Below are 15,948 nucleotides of genomic sequence, written 5' to 3'. Positions count from 1 at the left end.
ATAATCCTATTTTTCCATTTGAATTTCTTCTATAATTTCTAAAAATGCTTGTACTTGCTTCAATTGTCTAGCTGATTCACTCGTCAATAACCATGTTTCTCTCGTTAATTGAACAGGTGTTTTATACATATTTTCTTGTACTTCTTTTAAAACAGTAGAAGGTAAAAGCGCGTAGCCTATGCCATTTAAAACGAGTTGTTTACAAGTCTCAATTTGATCAACGACAATTGTTCTCTTAGGTGGATTAGAAAATAAACCATACCACCAATTTTGTATTTGTCCATAATAAGTCGAGTCACTTTTAAATTGAATAAATGGTCTATTTGTTTCTTTTAACATCGAAATATCTTTTATTTCTTTATCCACTAAATAAAGTTCATCTTCAAATAATTGTTGCTTCTGGCCTTTATATTCTTGTGTTCCTCTCAATATAGCAACATGAACGTCTCCTTCATAAAATTGCTTTTGCACTTCACTACTCCAGCCAGTAAACAACGATATTTTCACAGAAGGATATTTATGCACAAACTTCTTCAAAACAGGAGGAAGCCAATATTGGCCAATAACTGATGCGACAGCTATTTTTAACGTCCCATGAGTTTCTGTTCTAAAAACAGCTAGCTCACTTTTAATATCCTCTTCCCTTTGCAGCATTTCTTTTGCGTAATTTGCAACTTTTTCCCCTTCAGGTGTAATTGTCAATCCTTTTTGCGAGCGAATAAAAAACTTCATTCCCCATTGTTTCTCCATAGATTGTAATCGTTGACTAAGCGCAGGTTGTGAAACAAATAAACGTTCCGCCGCTTTTCTCATATTTGATTCCTGTGCTAACACAACCATCATTTGAAAATCATCAATTTGCAACTTTCTCCCTCTTTCCTTAGCTTCCATACACCTTATCTCAATAAGCTTTTCATCCTTAATTTAACTACATACTCTTATATTTTTTATCTTTTTAAATATAATACATACACAACTGATATGCACGAAAAAAAAAGTGACTTCTCCGTTTCTATGAAGTCACTTTTCTCACTTTATCGATTATGTTGCCTTACTTTTTTATTCAATAATTTTAAAATAGCTCGACGTGTTAAAATCCCCTCAAAATACCCATCTTCATTGACAGCGCAAATAAATGGATGATCAATAGTCATTTCTAAAGCTTTTGCAAATGAGTCTTCTAACTTAAGAACCGGAATATCTTGCTTCATCACCTGCTCTACTTTCATCTCTTCAAGTCTTTCAAACTCAATGCGTTCTAGCCCTAATATACCGTCTAAAATCATAGCAGTACTAATTAACCCGTGCAATTTGTACATCGGGTCCAAAACAGGTATCGCCGAATATCCAGATTTCACAAGTACGAGTAAAGCATGCTCTAAACCATTCCCTATTTGAACGTGTGCTACTTTTTCTGATGAAATCATTAAATCTTTTACAAAAATTTGTTGAAACTCGTCTTTTGGAATACTAATCATATTACATCCCCCATTTTCCCTTTTTCCTGCTTATAATCACCGGCTCTATTCACATTTTATGACAGCGTTTTCATATTATTATTTTGTCCTTACATTCTTTCAGTAAAAAACAAAATTACACAGTTATTTTAGCATACAACATAAAAAAAAGACTACCATTCCGGTAGCGCTTAATACCCTTTATTTTTTAATCTGTAAAATAACCTTGTGATTTTTTTATATTGCATCACATCTGTCTTTTTTAAACCATTCTCAATATCTGTAAGTTCCACAGCTAAAATTTCACTCGCATAATTTTGTTGAAATAAAATATCTAGTAACAAACTTTCCTCTTCTTCCGTTAAAACAAATTCCCTTTTCATATACCCCTCTCCTTATACTCGCATCGTTACTCCTATTATATAAAATTTTTTGCCTATTTAATAGATGTAATATTCAGTTTTTAATGAAAGATATATATAAATGTTTTTTATTTCGTATAACGATTTGCATAACTAAACGCAGCATAAGCATCCGGCTTAATCTTTGCAGTTAACCCCATCGCTTGAATTTTCGCTGTCATATCTAGAATAAATTCTTTTGTTAAACCATCATTTCCGATATCTAAGTGAATTTCCATTATAAAACCAGCCCCATCTTGAGCATACGGATGTAATAAATCCCATATCGTTTGTATATGATTTGGAGTAAATAGGCATGCAATTTCTTGACTAAATTGTGTCTCTAAATATATTTTCTCACGTAAAGTTGCTGGTTTATCTTTTACTGATTGATGGTGTAAACACCCCCAGGCTCCTTTTCCAACACGATGAATATGAATTGCCGTAATAAACCTCGTGTCCTTTTGATGTGCTTGTGAGTCTGTCCCAATAGATAAGCGATATAAATTCCGTGGATCCCTTTCAATGAAATTACAAATACGGGTAAAGACCATATCAAAATTTAAATGTCTCTCTGAAACATTATAAAATTTATGTTCACCGGTCACATAGTCACGTCCTTTCAATTAGACAGACTTTTCGTATTTTCATTGTATGGGACAAAAACAAAAATTATAACTTCCTACCCTTTATTCGTTTCAATATTCCGAATTACATATTGGCAAACTTGGCACGTATAAATTACATTTTGATTAGATTGAGCCGTTAATACATGAATAATCTCAGCAGAATTGTGACAGTTAGGACAAATCACAACTGGTAAACGTTCCATATAACACACCTCCTCACTATTTTCATCCTGCTATTTACTATGCGTCCTCAATTGGCGATAGCTAATAAGCAGTATAAGACGCAGAAATACGACTGATTACAATTTCACTTTATTACCATTGTAGGAAAAATAAAAAATCCCTATACATATATGTTAAAAGTAATAAAACTAAAAAAGGTGTTGCCATATGGCAACACCTTTTTTATATGTATCAAGAAATGATATCGTAAATCTCAATTGCAACCATGTCGATATTATCGAATTGATACACTTGAGGTTTTTCACCTTGTTGATACACTTCTAACTCATACATTTCACTTTTATCGAAAAATTTCACGCTACATTTGCGTTCACCGTTCACTTCAAAATAGCGTTGTGCTACTTCACCGCTTTCAGCTTGTTCTTGTAGACTAACAAGTCGAGTTAAAATTCCTTGGAGTAGAGACATGAAATCTCTCCTTTCTCTGATCTTCCTACCAATAGGTTTTACAGCTATACTCATTCTATCCGTCATAACAGAAAAAATGTTCCACACTCTAGGATAAAGGTTATTGGCCAGAAACTCAACTAAAAATTTGTCGAAATACGAAGGAAAAAACAGAAAGAACATCTTTTCCCTTCTTTATTGCGATTTTTATACTGGAAGAATATAATAAAAAACAGTAAAAAGGAGGAATTGCAATGAAAAAAATTGAGGTTTACACACAACCTGATTGTCCGCCATGTGTCATTGTGAAAGAATTTTTAAAGCATAATAACGTTGTATATGAAGAATTTGACGTAAAAAAAGACGCCGCTGCACGCAATCGTCTTTTATATGACTATGATTCTTATTCAACTCCAACAGTTGTAATTGATGGTGAAGTCGTTGCTGGTTTTCAAATTGAAAAATTACAACAACTACTTAATATAGAATAGGAATAGGTAAAGACCTATTCCTATTCTTATCCCGCTATATTTTGGAAGTATACATCCGATTGTGGCGAGTTAATGTTCAACGGGATATGTCCCTCTATTGATTAAAGTTTCACTTTATAATTGTTGTAACCTTTTTATTTCAGTTAAAAGTTCTTGACTTTCATGATATCCGGCCAATTTCCATTTCCCTTGATCTCTTTGCAATGTTACAATTTGATATTGCCCACTTTTCGCCCGCTCATAAACATATAAAATTTTATGCTCTTCATCATATGACATTTTCGTTTCTGAATTAAAAGAGAATGGTGCTTCTTTTGCTGGAAGTAAATATTCACCACTTTGTTTATCACTTCTACTATTTTCATCTGTAAATACTTGAAGGAAATTCTCTGTAAAATATGGTGATAACGTTTCTATCATCTTATTCATCGGCAAATGCTTCCCGCGAATTAAAAATTGGGTTTCATAACCCTTTTGTATCGTTGTAAACACTTCTTTCCGATCAATTTTCACTTCCTCTTTTCCTAAAACCGTTGTAACACTATACCCAACTAGAAAGGCAACGCACACAAATAGAACTAACCATATTCCATATTTCCTCATTTTTTCACCTTCCTTTTAAGAAAACTTGTCTTTGTAGTATTCATTGTAACAATGATTATGCAAAGAAAGGGGGCGTTTCGTTCGTAAAATCTTTACAACGATAGACAGCATTTTCAGCACCATTTTCACTATTACCAATTTATGATAAAAACAAACAAAAAATGCACGAATCTCTTCGTGCATTAAAATAAAACATCTTCCTCATATAAATATTCATACGATAAATCTATAAATAAAAAGTTTTCATCATCAATTGGGAAAGAAAATGTTCGTACCATCTCACCAGTTTCAATATCAGCATATAAATCTGAAAGTCTTGCCTTATTCTCAAAACGCATTTTCATAATATTTTCTAGAAAATACGGGCGCCAACTCCAGTTCTTCATGTAATACTCAGGCATCACAATCCATTCCCCATCTTTTTTCATAACGTTTCCTGATTGTTGGAAACCATCTTCGTTACAAATAAATATGCGAAAACTACACTGTGATACACTTTGGCTAAATTGTAATAACCAATCATTTATATCTTCATTCTTTTTCTGTTTCGCTAGAACATCACCAATTCGATCGCGTAACATTTCTGTTAAATTATAAATTTTTTGTAACTTCTTCTTCTCATGTTGAATAAATTGATGACACTCATTACCAAGTCGCTCTTTCAAAACGTTCGTTTCAATAAAATCAGGTAAACATTCTTTTAAATAATTTCCTTGATAGTATCTACCACCGTTTTTCCAAGCATATTGTAATTGATAAAAAGCATCTATTTCTTCATATAACAATGTCGCACCAATTCTTCTAGCAAGTAATGATAAAGAATATAAAATATCTTGATAAGATTGTAAAAGTGCAGTTTGCCTTAAATTTGTTAAATCTACTTTTAAAATATCAGGTGCTAACACGCTAATACGCTCTAAATTACTTGTACCTGTTCCGACTTTATTAATCGAAATTTGAATACCATATGTACGATAATACATAAGCAAATGATTAAATTGCTCTATATCTTCTTTACATTCATGTTCTGTAATTTCTAAAACAATGTTTTTCAAATTTAAACCTTGTTTTTCATACATTAATAAAAGTTGAAGTAAACTTTCATCATCATCGTTCATTAATACGTTAGCATTCCGATGTATAAATAATAATAGTTTTTGATCACTTTCTAAATAACGATTTAAAGCTTTTTCTACTATAATGTTATCCGCTTCTAGTTGAAACTCACTTGGAATAGAGTCATCATGAAAGAAAGAAGCTAAACTTTGTATGCCCTCTTCTGTTTGAATACGCCCTACTACTTCATATCCAATTACAGTATGTTCATCAGCACTAAAAATTGCTTGATAATAAGGAAGGACTTTATCCAAGTTACTCATTACATCTAATGCATCTATCAACGTGCTTCCCTCCCTTTACTTTTCAAAAATTATAACATGATATTTACGGAAAAATAATAAAAAATCCCTTCAGTTTTCCTGAAGGGATTAGAGGGGTAAAATGCTAAGGGGAATTAGCAATTCTACTATGAAGAAAAAAGAGGTCTTAAATATAACGTATATATGACCTCTTGTAAACACTTTTCTTTCATATGTCACAATTCCGTCACATTTAACCGTAAAAAAATGAATGAAACATTCATTTTTTTATCCCTTTTAAAATGGATATTGATGTAAATGTTGTCCTCCATCCATTGTCATACAAGTTCCATTTATGTACGCAGCTTCATCTGAACATAAATAATAAGCTAGACCTGCAATTTCTTCTGGCGTACCTAGCCTTCCAAGCGGAACACTTTGTATCGTGCGCTTGGCCATTTCTTCTGAAATCCATAATTTATCAGCACCGCCCGTACGTTCAATTGGTCCTGGCGCGATCGCGTTAACTCGGATTCCATATTTGCGTCCCCACTCAACAGCGAGTGTCTTTGTCATTGCTAATACTCCAGCCTTCGCTGCAGCCGAATGAATCACTCCTGGACCTGCATCCCATGCATATGTTGCTACCATGTTAATGATATTCCCTTTTATACCTTTTTCAATCCAATATTTTCCGATAGCCTGACTACAGTAAAATGTACCGTTTAACACAATATTAATGACCGAATTCCACCCGTTCACGGATAAATCTTCTGCTGGACAAATAAAATTCCCAGCTGCATTATTTATTAAAATATCAATTCGTCCAAACTTCTCATCAATCTGTTCAATCATTTTCTGAATGTCATCCGTATTTCTCACATCCATTTGTACAGTTAATATTTGCCCTGGAAATTGTTCAATTTCTAACTTGGCTTCCTCTAATTTTTCCTTTGTACGTCCTGTAATAACAACTCGTGCCCCTTCTTTTGCAAAACGAGTTGCCATTCCTTTTCCCATTCCGCTCGATCCACCTGTTATAATAACTACCTTTTCTTTCACATACATCCCCTCCAAAAAATGAATACATATTCATTTTATCATTTTATTTAATAGAAATCTTTATATTTTTAAATTTTTCTGATATTTTAACGTAAAGAGGTTTCTTTTCATTCGTTTTTTCGTAATTCATACTACTTTTTTATTATTTAAAATATATTTCCAATAAACTGAAAGGAGGCTTGAGTAACCTGTAAATAGAACGAACATATGTGATATAAGTCAAATAGGTATACTCATATTTTTATGAAGAAAATTACAAGAAGAGATTTTTTAAAAACTGGAATGCGAACTTGTCTATATTCATTTATAACGACTAGCATCGGATACTATTACGCTAAATATATTGAGCCTCATCTACTCTCTTTTACAGAACATACACTTAAATCACAACTTATACCAAAAAGTTTTCATGGTATGAAGATTCTTCAATTTAGCGATTTACATCTCGGGTACTATTTCTCTCTCCAGCATTTATCTAAAATCGTTTCTAAAATTAATGCTGTAAAACCCGACATTGTTCTTTTTACTGGCGATCTCATTGATAATTATCAAACGTATACTGACACTCCTTTCGTTGCATCCATTTTAAAAAATATACAAGCACCCTTCGGTAAATTTTCTATTTATGGTAACCATGATCACGGCGGATATGGAACGGAGTACTACGAACACATCATGCGTGAATCTGGATTTGAACTATTACTAAATAGCGAAAAGAGAATCCGTCTACTGGATAATAGTGAAATTTCCATTTTCGGTCTTGATGATATACTGCTAGGCAAACCTAAAATAGAAAAGACACTGCAACGCGCTCGGCAAACCACTTATAATATTGTTCTTGTTCACGAGCCAGATATTGCACCACAAATTGCTAACTATCCAGTTAACTTACAACTTTCTGGTCATAGCCATGGCGGACAAGTACAAATTCCTTTTTTAGGCGCTGTTGTTACTCCATCACTTGCTCAAAACTATGTTGAAGGATTCTATACAATTGGGGATTTAGCGCTCTATGTCAATCGAGGTCTCGGAAGAACTCGTGTCCCCTTCCGATTTATGTCAAAACCTGAAATTACGATTTTCACGCTCCAACATTCGTAATAATTCGCCTATTTTCTTACATATCCTTTCTTGTACGCGCTCATCCATGTTTCGTTTACCATATGATAAAAGTGAGTCCAATAAAGGAGGTTTGTTCATGTATCCATATTATCAACCAATCCCAGTCCGTTCAGCACCTATTGGTCCAGTAAGCGACTCACGCTTCTTTCCGTTTTTTGGTGTTCCATTTCTAGCTGGCATTGCTGGTGGACTGCTCGGCGGGGCATTAGCTTTCGGTCCTAGACCATATTACCCACCATATCCACCACCTTTCCCACCGCCAGCACCTTACCCTTGTTATGGTGGACCTTGTCAACAACCATACTATTATTAATGTACCGCAACAATTCTACTAATGTTATTCCCTCTCTTAACCGATCCATACTCCATTAACATGCTTACAATAAAAACTATTCTCTCTACTCTTGCTTCTATTTTGAGAACATACAATAAGTAGAGAACAAAGTAAAAACCTCTTTTTAAAAAGAGGTTTTTACTTTGTTCTCATTATTCAGCATCTGTGTTTTGATACGCCATCTTAAACAACTTCACTTGACTATCAATCTCTTCTGCACCGCTATTAATAACATAATAATAGTCACCGTCTTTATTTTGTTCGCGCGTTTTCACATTATCAGCTAAAGTAAGCTGTAAAATCGCCTTAATTCTCGCCTTCATTTCAATATCTAATATCGGGAAAGATATTTCTACTCGCTTCTCCATATTCCGCGTCATCCAGTCAGCTGAAGATAAGTATATTTTCTCTTCCCCATTATGATGGAAATAATAAATTCGACTATGTTCTAAATATCTCCCAACAACACTAACTACCCGAATATTTTCACTTACATTTGGAATACCAGGTCGTAGGCAACATGTTCCTCGAACGATGAGTTCCACCTTTACTCCAGCTTGTGATGCTTCATACATTTTTTTAATGAGTGGTTTATCAGTTAATGAATTCATCTTAGCGATAATATAGCCATTTCCATATTGTCTATGATAACGGATTTCCTCATCTATTAAATCCATAAATTGCTCTCTTATATCAAATGGCGCAACCGATAAATGATGAAAATGCGGTTTTGTTGTATAACCACTCAAATAATTAAAGAAATTTGTTGCATCGACACCAAAGTCTTTTCGTGATGTAATATAGCCAAAATCAGTATATAGCTTTGCAGTTGCATCATTATAATTTCCGGTTCCAAGATGTACGAACCTTTCAATTTTTCCGTTTTTTCTTCTTACAACTAGTGTAATTTTACTATGTGTTTTTAAATGACTTACACCGTAAATAACATGACATCCAGCCTGTTCTAATTCTTTAGCCCAATGCACATTATTTTCCTCATCAAACCTTGCCTTTAATTCAACTAATACTGTCACTTGCTTTCCTTTTTCAGCCGCTATCTTTAGCGCCTGAATGATCGGCGAATCCCCACTCACTCGATATAATGTTTGTTTAATTGCAAGTACATTCGGATCGTCTGCCGCATCACGGACAAAATCAACTACTGGCTGAAACGATTCAAAAGGATGATGTAATAAAATATCATGCTCAATCGCTTTTTCAAATACATCTTCTGCATCCCCTAAGTCTTGAGGCCGTTGCGGAATAAGAGCCGGATATACTAGATGTTCATATAAAGGAGCTAGTTTTTTATATAAAGAAAATAGACATGTCAAATCTAATGGTCCATCCATTATATATACATCTTCATCCTTTACTTCCAACACCTCATATAACAATGCTAATACTCTTTCATCAATATGCTCTTTGCCAACTTCTAAACGTACAGCAGCTCCCCACTTACGTTTTTTTAATTCTTTTTCAATTACCTTTAATAAATCTCTCGCACCTTCTTCGTGAATTGTTAAATCCGCGTTGCGTGTAATACGGAAACGAGTAACAGATGATACTTTATATCCTGTGAATAATTTATGAGTAAAACTACTAATTACGTCTTCTAATAAAATAAATTTATGCTTTTGCCCTTCACTCGGTAAAAATATGAAACGTTCAAGTAGTGAAGGAACTTGTACAATTCCTAACTTCGTGCGATTTTCTTCTTCCACTTGTTTCTCATCATATAAAAGAGTAGCTAAATTTAAACTTTTATTTAATAACATCGGAAATGGACGATATGCATCGATAGCCACAGGTGTTAAGACTGGGAAAATTTGTTCATCAAAATACTCTTCTATAAATTCTCTCTGTTCTTTCGTCAAATCATGAAATGTTAAACGCTCAATCCCTTCTAACTCAAGCGCTGGCAACACATAATTTTTAAACGTACCATATTGTACTGTCATTAATTCATGTGCTTTTATCGCAATTTTATTTAATTGCTTTTTTGGTGTTAAACCGGCCTTATTTTCTGGTTGGTTAAAACCAGCACTTACTTGATCCTTCAATCCTGCCACGCGTACCATAAAGAATTCATCTAAATTTGAGCTAAAAATGCTAATAAACTTCAATCTTTCTAAGAGTGGATTCGTTTCATCTTGTGCCTCTTGTAGTACACGTTCATTAAATGCCAACCAACTTAACTCTCGATTGTTGTAATAAGCTGTATCATTTAAATTTACTATATTCCCCTTCGATAATTCCATTCTCTTCACACTTCCCCTTGAAACTTTTTTACTATAATTTAGTTACTTTCATTTTAGCAAATTACAATATTATAAAGTGTAAATTTTTCGTAAAGACATCCGTACAACTCAATTCTTTAATTTAAATAACAAGATAATATTTGTTTTCAATACTCTTTCTAGCTGTTTCTTCTGCTTTTCAGCTTGCACTTTTTCCGCTAACGCCGATTGTTCACATACAATTTCAAATGTTAATCCTTCTTTACTTTCTGTTATAGATATGGATTCAACAAGCGATCTTTGTCTTATATTTAGAGCTGCTGAAAATTGTAAAACAGCCCCTAATAGGCGGATTTTTTTTTGTTCGTTTTTATCAAACCAGCCTTCAAATGGAGACAAATGTTGTTTGAATAACATTTTTGATTTATAAGACGCAATAAGCGCTAATCTAACCCGCTCTTTATGCATCATACCATCAATTGTTTTATTCGCTAATAAATAAAATGTATGTAAGCGGCTCGCTTCTTCGTCTATATATTTGCCTATATTAAATACTTTCGCTGCTTGATGGAATACTTCCCAGTCTTCTACTGACATAGAAATCAGCCCTGTTTCTTCAAGCTGTTGACAAATCAATCTCCCATGTTTAATAAGCTGCATTACAAATTCCATATCCATTTCATATTCATGTGATAATAAATACAAACTTTCTTCGACTACGTTCGGATAATATGAAATCCCCAAATCTTTTGTCAACTCTTCATAGAAAACACCTTCTCGTAATCCTTTTCTACTTAATACAAATGCTGGCGCCTCTATAACATTAACAAGCGTATGAAATACTTCGACTGCTGGAACAATTGTATCTGCTCGATCTTTTGCCAATCCTTCTAATTTTTGAAGTTCTATGAACGACAATGCTTCCAATTCTTCTTTCACATTTTTAATATCTTCTTCTTTCATCTTGTATAAATGTACTCCTGCTATAGGATAACAAATTAAATTTTGATGGATTTTCACTAAGTTCCTCGCACTACCACCAATTGCAATAAGAGGCAATTTCTTATCAATTAACCATGGTAATGTTCGAAATTGATATTCTAGATACGTTTGAAGCTTTTCCAACTCTTCTTCTGTAGGTATATCGTCTTTAATAAATTGTTGCTTTAAAGAAAGTGCTCCAAAAGGAAAGCTATGATACTCTAGAATCTCTCTATTTCGAAAGTATGTAACCTCCGTACTCCCCCCACCAATATCTACTGTAATCCCTTCAGAGAACGAAGTTGAATTCATAACTGCTAAATAGCCGTAACGTGCTTCTTCATATTCTGATAATACTCTAAGAGTAAAGTCTGTTTGTCCTTCAACAAGTTTTTTAATTTCCTCTTGATTCTTAGCCTGTCTAATTGTTGCTGTTGCAACACAAAGTACATGGTGCAACTGATGGAATCGTGTACTTTCTTGAAATTGAAATAATGTTTGTAACAATACCTCTATTCCTTCTTCAATCAACACGCCATCGACTAAGTAATTCCTTAACCTTGCAACCACTTTCGTATTTTCAATCTCTTTATAAAAACCCCCGTTTTGTTTTTCATAAATAACTAAACGCATTGTATTAGATCCAATATCTATAATGGCATATTGCTGTTTTAATATTTCTTTCAAACTTCTCACTCTTTCATTATCAAATTTCTAAAACACATTCTATTACTATTATACAAAATAGTTGTTTTTTGTAACAATATTGCTTTAATATTGAAAATATATACAATCACTTTTTGCATATAATAAAAATCGCTTTTACTTATGGTATAATAATGGAAAATTGAAAGGAGATTCAATATGAAACCTTCACAACCACAATCTCAATTACAAAACCAACATTCTATTAATCGACTAGCTCAATCTATTTTCGTTGTGAATCGTCATGCTAAAGCTGCAACTAATCCGAAGTATTTATACTGGTTAAAAAAAACAGCTTTAGAACGCTTAATTACTGAAAAAAAAGCTATTAAAGAAGGATTACATTTCTCAAGAAATCCACGTTTTAGCCAACAACAATCTGATGTTCTTATACGTTTAGGTGATTACTTTTTCCATATTCCTCCTACAAAAGAAGATTTTCGAATCCTACCACATCTCGGTCATCTTGAATCCTCCTATCGAAATCCGAAAACAACCTTATCTTTAACAGTAGCAAAAAAAACACTTCAAGATTATATTGGTCCTGAAGCGCTAAAACAAGAAAAAAAATTAAGTGAACCTGTTCCATGGTATAGTCGTACTTATACAAAAAAATAAAACAGTTTGGCCAATTGTAGGCCAAACTGTTTTATTTTTTCTCTTCTTTAATTTTAATATTTGCTTGTTTATAAAAAGCTATTTTTTCTGTATTATAAGATTTCGTGAATTCATTAAACTTATCTTTTTCTGAATCAATATCCTTATAAGATTGATTTACTACTTTTACTTTTTCACTAATATCTTTTAATTTTGTACCTTTATCTTGTAACATTGTATATAATTCTTTTTCTTGTTTTAACGATTTATTATAGCTGTCATACATTTTATTAAATGAATCATGTCGTTTCTCATATGTACTTTTTACTTTATCCGCTTGATCTTTCAATTTCTTATCTTCAATTTTCTTCACATATTTATCTGCTGATTTCACTTCTTCTTGCGCCTTATTTAAAGATTCTTTTTCTTTTTTAAGCACTTTTTCTCGTTCATCTGTATTTTTCACTGCTTGGTTCAGTTTTTCCTTAACAGTTTGATTATTATCTTTTCCTTCTTGAACAATCTGGTTATATAACTCTTGTCCCTCTTTCTCTAAAGTTTCAAGTTTTTTTGCATCTTCAAACATTGTTTTTTCTTGCTTTGCAGCATTTTCAAACGCAACATATAATTCCTCTTCTGGTTTTGGTCCGAAACAACCGGCTAGTAAAGTCATTGATAATGCAGTTACAATTGCTAATTTACTATATTTCAACATCTTTTTCCTCCTACTTATATACGATCATCGTGTAAAAAGCTATGAAATTATATATCCTTCTATAAACAAAACTCCACACTCGCACCTTTTTTACGAAAATCATTCATATTGTTTATAATACTTGTACAAATTGTATTACTTGAAATTACATTTTCCGTTTTCAAACTAAATAGCAGTTTCATATCCATCTGTTACTTGGCACTTTTTAAAACCTATTCATACTATGTATTACATAAAAGTACAACGGAATTCATCACAACCATAATAATTTGAAGAACAACAGTAATCATTTACCTGATAAAAGATGTTCGTTGTTCTCTCACGTCTATCATTCTATCATTCCCTTTCCCGCTTTCTATCAAATAATCTCTTTTTTCATTTTACACAGTATAAATGCTATCTTGCAACAACTTACAATTATTCTTGCCATTCCCTAAAAAGGAAAAGTGTAGAGTATGCTTTCCTCTACACTTTTAAAATGAAACACATTGTGCAAAATGCATTGACACATCCATCATAATTATATGCCTATTTCATATATTTTTAAAGACTTTTATTACAAAAAAAGTTCTTTTTGTAATAAAAGTCAAAAAAATGTTACAATCAAAACTTCTTCATATCATATTTCTTCAAATCAAAGTTTTACTTATTTCCTTACAAATTTCTATTCTGATACAATTGATTTTGTGCTTTTCTTAACAATTCTTCAAAAGTTTTTCCTTCTATCGGATAACTAGCAGCTCCAAATAATAGCGTCATACTTAACAAGCCATTCTCTATTTCACTTTCAATATTTTTCATTAACCGGTTTGTTATTGTCGACTTTTCATGTCCGTTATCAATCGCCACAATCACATACTTATTTTCATCCCACCTAGTAACAACATCCCCTTTGCGAATTGTCTTTACAATTGTACTCTCCAGTTTCTGTATTAACACCTCCATTTTCTTTTCTTGCACTGTTTCTTTTAGTTCTTTCCATTCTTTCACAGAAAGAATATACACTGTAATATTATGAGAATCCCGTTCTGTTAAAGCAGCTACTTTCTCAAAAAAATCAACTACAAAATCATTACTTGCCATTCCTCCTACTTCCGTATCCACCTGCTCACTCGCTTTTTTATCATACCAATGTCCAAAATAATAGCTGAGTATCATTTGCAATATATAAATAATAAAGACGGTATAAAATGATCGTGAATCCAGTTTTGTAATTACATCCTGAAGCGCAATCCATTCTGTAACTGCCACTGTATTCCCAAGTAGTAATCCACTAATTTTCCCTTTATGTTTCATACTTTTCCTCCCTTCTATACCAATATATGTTTCTATAACAATTATGTTTTTCTACAAAATAAAAAATGTACATATTAGGTGTACATTTCCGCTTAAACTTGTCTACCTTTTCTACTTCATTTCATATATATACTATATATCGTTTTTAGAAAGGAGCGACCTATATGCTACAAAAAGAAAATCTATCAGATATTATACGTTTACTAGCGGGCTTTCTATTATCCTTAAAATTACTATTCAATTCTTTCGGAATAAACTTTATTACAAACGATCAAATCGATGCTATTGTGAATGTTGCTTCATTTTTATTTATTCTATACTTTGGCTTCAAAAATAACTATGTAGGAAAAAAAGGAATAGAACAAAAGAAAGTACTCAAAAAGCACAATCTTCACTAAAAAAGGAACCTTCCATACAGGTTCCTTTTTATCATTGTCGCACCACAACTTCATTTGTTTGCAGTGGACCATATGATACTCCGTTATATTGAAATGTATATGTAGCCTGAAATAATGCGTTTTTGAGTGCTTTATCTTTATTTGCTTTTATTTTACAAATTAATTCTACCTTCTCATCCGGTAATAAATTATCGATTCTCCACCTTACAAGCTGAAACAAAAACTCGCTCATCCCCTTATCAGCCTTTAATGAATTTGGAATATAGGCAAAATAATCTCGAATCATATGGCTTACTACAACTCGTGAAATCATTTCCATTCCTTTATTTTCAACTTCAATTCGAATAATAAGTATGTCGTTTACATCATAGATCAGTTCATATGAAAATTTTTCTTTATACATACTACGGATTTGTAATGTAACTGCTATGTTAGGACATTCGTTTTCCTTTTTTGAGCCATCAATCCATAATACTGGTTGTAGAGGTATTGAATGCCTTCCTTGATCCGAAATTCGTTTCCATATTTTCATAATAATATTCACCCCATTTCAGATGCATCATATCCATACGACCTTATTCTGCCTCTCTACACAATATTAATAAAGCTTGTTGCAAAACGATGTATAGTTACTACCCTTCCTTTTATCCTATTCGACAATATAAAGAAAAAACCATTTTTCATTTGTTAACAGACGTATTCTTACTGAAATATTTTTTTACAATTTCCTTTATTGACTTTATATCAATACTAAGTATTACTTACTCTTTCGCTGTCCATACAACAGAATATTTTGACGGAAGAAAAAGTTTGCCTTTTAGTCAAATTTGACTATAATATTCTTTATGGCTTGTCAGTGCACTTGTATAAATTGATAAAAAAACTATACTTTTAATTTTTATGCGCTGCACTCAAAACTTAATATAGTT

Annotated in this window: 19 protein-coding genes; 5 read left to right on the top strand and 14 right to left on the bottom strand. The window is 32.6% G+C overall.

Annotated features, from left to right (window positions below; all coding sequences use genetic code 11):
- Positions 1-6: 6 nt before the first annotated feature.
- The 6 genes from AC0L0O_RS04660 to AC0L0O_RS04635 all read right to left on the bottom strand — a co-directional run bounded on the left by AC0L0O_RS04660 (position 7) and on the right by AC0L0O_RS04635 (position 3,138).
- Positions 7-891 (bottom strand): LysR family transcriptional regulator, encoded by an 885-nt coding sequence (locus AC0L0O_RS04660; protein ID WP_001984809.1) that lies wholly within the window; start codon positions 889-891, stop codon positions 7-9.
- 143 nt (positions 892-1,034) lie between these two features.
- A complete protein-coding gene (gene cbpB / locus AC0L0O_RS04655; protein WP_000623565.1) occupies positions 1,035-1,478 on the bottom strand; it encodes a cyclic-di-AMP-binding protein CbpB in 444 nt (147 codons plus the stop codon).
- 170 nt (positions 1,479-1,648) lie between these two features.
- Entirely contained in the window at positions 1,649-1,840 is a 192-nt protein-coding gene (abbA, locus tag AC0L0O_RS04650) for an antirepressor AbbA (protein ID WP_000817794.1), read from the bottom strand.
- Positions 1,841-1,947: 107 nt separating this feature from the next.
- On the bottom strand, positions 1,948-2,466 hold the full coding sequence (locus AC0L0O_RS04645) for a ribonuclease H-like YkuK family protein (RefSeq protein WP_000145447.1): 519 nt from the start codon (positions 2,464-2,466) through the stop codon (positions 1,948-1,950).
- Between the two features lie 74 nt (positions 2,467-2,540).
- The gene (locus AC0L0O_RS04640) at positions 2,541-2,690 is read right to left on the bottom strand and encodes a hypothetical protein (RefSeq protein WP_000440538.1); all 150 of its coding nucleotides are present in this window, start codon (positions 2,688-2,690) and stop codon (positions 2,541-2,543) included.
- A 211-nt stretch (positions 2,691-2,901) separates the two neighbouring features.
- Entirely contained in the window at positions 2,902-3,138 is a 237-nt protein-coding gene (locus tag AC0L0O_RS04635) for a YkuJ family protein (RefSeq protein WP_000055151.1), read from the bottom strand.
- A 233-nt stretch (positions 3,139-3,371) separates the two neighbouring features.
- On the opposite strand from AC0L0O_RS04635, the gene AC0L0O_RS04630 reads away from it, so the two are divergent.
- On the top strand, positions 3,372-3,608 hold the full coding sequence (locus AC0L0O_RS04630; protein WP_000717880.1) for a glutaredoxin family protein: 237 nt from the start codon (positions 3,372-3,374) through the stop codon (positions 3,606-3,608).
- 114 nt (positions 3,609-3,722) lie between these two features.
- Here the strand turns inward: AC0L0O_RS04630 and AC0L0O_RS04625 are convergent, their stop codons facing one another.
- From AC0L0O_RS04625 to fadH, 3 genes are all read right to left on the bottom strand, one after another.
- Complete coding sequence (locus tag AC0L0O_RS04625; protein ID WP_001233810.1) at positions 3,723-4,211, bottom strand: DUF3993 domain-containing protein; 489 nt, start codon at positions 4,209-4,211, stop codon at positions 3,723-3,725.
- 182 nt (positions 4,212-4,393) lie between these two features.
- The gene (locus AC0L0O_RS04620; RefSeq protein ID WP_000564304.1) at positions 4,394-5,611 is read right to left on the bottom strand and encodes an EAL domain-containing protein; all 1,218 of its coding nucleotides are present in this window, start codon (positions 5,609-5,611) and stop codon (positions 4,394-4,396) included.
- 255 nt (positions 5,612-5,866) lie between these two features.
- Positions 5,867-6,631 (bottom strand): 2,4-dienoyl-CoA reductase, encoded by a 765-nt coding sequence (gene fadH, locus AC0L0O_RS04615; RefSeq protein ID WP_000660903.1) that lies wholly within the window; start codon positions 6,629-6,631, stop codon positions 5,867-5,869.
- 243 nt (positions 6,632-6,874) lie between these two features.
- Between fadH and AC0L0O_RS04610 the strand changes: the two genes are divergently transcribed.
- Both AC0L0O_RS04610 and AC0L0O_RS04605 read left to right on the top strand, forming a co-directional pair.
- A complete protein-coding gene (locus tag AC0L0O_RS04610; protein WP_000724512.1) occupies positions 6,875-7,732 on the top strand; it encodes a metallophosphoesterase in 858 nt (285 codons plus the stop codon).
- A 97-nt stretch (positions 7,733-7,829) separates the two neighbouring features.
- Complete coding sequence (locus tag AC0L0O_RS04605; RefSeq protein ID WP_000283747.1) at positions 7,830-8,066, top strand: hypothetical protein; 237 nt, start codon at positions 7,830-7,832, stop codon at positions 8,064-8,066.
- A 173-nt stretch (positions 8,067-8,239) separates the two neighbouring features.
- Here the strand turns inward: AC0L0O_RS04605 and AC0L0O_RS04600 are convergent, their stop codons facing one another.
- On the bottom strand, positions 8,240-10,348 hold the full coding sequence (locus AC0L0O_RS04600; protein ID WP_000423561.1) for a polyphosphate kinase: 2,109 nt from the start codon (positions 10,346-10,348) through the stop codon (positions 8,240-8,242).
- Between the two features lie 108 nt (positions 10,349-10,456).
- Positions 10,457-11,995, bottom strand: a complete 1,539-nt coding sequence (ppx, locus tag AC0L0O_RS04595; protein ID WP_000658863.1) for an exopolyphosphatase — start codon at positions 11,993-11,995, stop codon at positions 10,457-10,459.
- Between the two features lie 177 nt (positions 11,996-12,172).
- Here ppx and AC0L0O_RS04590 point away from each other — a divergent pair, with 177 nt between their 5' ends.
- Entirely contained in the window at positions 12,173-12,631 is a 459-nt protein-coding gene (locus tag AC0L0O_RS04590) for a YkyB family protein (RefSeq protein WP_000804868.1), read from the top strand.
- Between the two features lie 31 nt (positions 12,632-12,662).
- On the opposite strand, the gene AC0L0O_RS04585 is transcribed toward AC0L0O_RS04590, so the two are convergent.
- Together AC0L0O_RS04585 and AC0L0O_RS04580 are read right to left on the bottom strand one after the other, a co-directional pair.
- Positions 12,663-13,325, bottom strand: a complete 663-nt coding sequence (locus AC0L0O_RS04585; protein ID WP_000922490.1) for a YkyA family protein — start codon at positions 13,323-13,325, stop codon at positions 12,663-12,665.
- A 654-nt stretch (positions 13,326-13,979) separates the two neighbouring features.
- On the bottom strand, positions 13,980-14,621 hold the full coding sequence (locus AC0L0O_RS04580; RefSeq protein ID WP_000680829.1) for a diguanylate cyclase domain-containing protein: 642 nt from the start codon (positions 14,619-14,621) through the stop codon (positions 13,980-13,982).
- Positions 14,622-14,785: 164 nt separating this feature from the next.
- On the opposite strand from AC0L0O_RS04580, the gene AC0L0O_RS04575 reads away from it, so the two are divergent.
- A complete protein-coding gene (locus tag AC0L0O_RS04575; RefSeq protein WP_000939450.1) occupies positions 14,786-15,019 on the top strand; it encodes an SPP1 phage holin family protein in 234 nt (77 codons plus the stop codon).
- Positions 15,020-15,050: 31 nt separating this feature from the next.
- On the opposite strand, the gene AC0L0O_RS04570 is transcribed toward AC0L0O_RS04575, so the two are convergent.
- Positions 15,051-15,551, bottom strand: a complete 501-nt coding sequence (locus AC0L0O_RS04570) for a hypothetical protein (protein WP_000708179.1) — start codon at positions 15,549-15,551, stop codon at positions 15,051-15,053.
- Positions 15,552-15,948: the final 397 nt, after the last annotated feature.

This window comes from Bacillus sp. GS3m_15504 (assembly GCF_055825275.1).
The sequence above is the reverse complement of the archived record's forward strand: the minus strand, read 5'-3'. Positions and strand labels throughout refer to the sequence as shown.

What these genes read in the sequence shown, in the direction of transcription:
- AC0L0O_RS04660 (WP_001984809.1), bottom strand. Translation starts at nt 891, where the DNA reads ATGGAAGCTAAGGAAAGAGGGAGAAAGTTGCAAATTGATGATTTTCAA.
- cbpB (WP_000623565.1), bottom strand. Translation starts at nt 1,478, where the DNA reads ATGATTAGTATTCCAAAAGACGAGTTTCAACAAATTTTTGTAAAAGAT.
- abbA (WP_000817794.1), bottom strand. Translation starts at nt 1,840, where the DNA reads ATGAAAAGGGAATTTGTTTTAACGGAAGAAGAGGAAAGTTTGTTACTA.
- AC0L0O_RS04640 (WP_000440538.1), bottom strand. Translation starts at nt 2,690, where the DNA reads ATGGAACGTTTACCAGTTGTGATTTGTCCTAACTGTCACAATTCTGCT.
- AC0L0O_RS04635 (WP_000055151.1), bottom strand. Translation starts at nt 3,138, where the DNA reads ATGTCTCTACTCCAAGGAATTTTAACTCGACTTGTTAGTCTACAAGAA.
- AC0L0O_RS04630 (WP_000717880.1), top strand. Translation starts at nt 3,372, where the DNA reads ATGAAAAAAATTGAGGTTTACACACAACCTGATTGTCCGCCATGTGTC.
- AC0L0O_RS04625 (WP_001233810.1), bottom strand. Translation starts at nt 4,211, where the DNA reads ATGAGGAAATATGGAATATGGTTAGTTCTATTTGTGTGCGTTGCCTTT.
- AC0L0O_RS04610 (WP_000724512.1), top strand. Translation starts at nt 6,875, where the DNA reads ATGAAGAAAATTACAAGAAGAGATTTTTTAAAAACTGGAATGCGAACT.
- AC0L0O_RS04605 (WP_000283747.1), top strand. Translation starts at nt 7,830, where the DNA reads ATGTATCCATATTATCAACCAATCCCAGTCCGTTCAGCACCTATTGGT.
- AC0L0O_RS04600 (WP_000423561.1), bottom strand. Translation starts at nt 10,348, where the DNA reads ATGGAATTATCGAAGGGGAATATAGTAAATTTAAATGATACAGCTTAT.
- AC0L0O_RS04590 (WP_000804868.1), top strand. Translation starts at nt 12,173, where the DNA reads ATGAAACCTTCACAACCACAATCTCAATTACAAAACCAACATTCTATT.
- AC0L0O_RS04585 (WP_000922490.1), bottom strand. Translation starts at nt 13,325, where the DNA reads ATGTTGAAATATAGTAAATTAGCAATTGTAACTGCATTATCAATGACT.
- AC0L0O_RS04580 (WP_000680829.1), bottom strand. Translation starts at nt 14,621, where the DNA reads ATGAAACATAAAGGGAAAATTAGTGGATTACTACTTGGGAATACAGTG.
- AC0L0O_RS04575 (WP_000939450.1), top strand. Translation starts at nt 14,786, where the DNA reads ATGCTACAAAAAGAAAATCTATCAGATATTATACGTTTACTAGCGGGC.
- AC0L0O_RS04570 (WP_000708179.1), bottom strand. Translation starts at nt 15,551, where the DNA reads ATGAAAATATGGAAACGAATTTCGGATCAAGGAAGGCATTCAATACCT.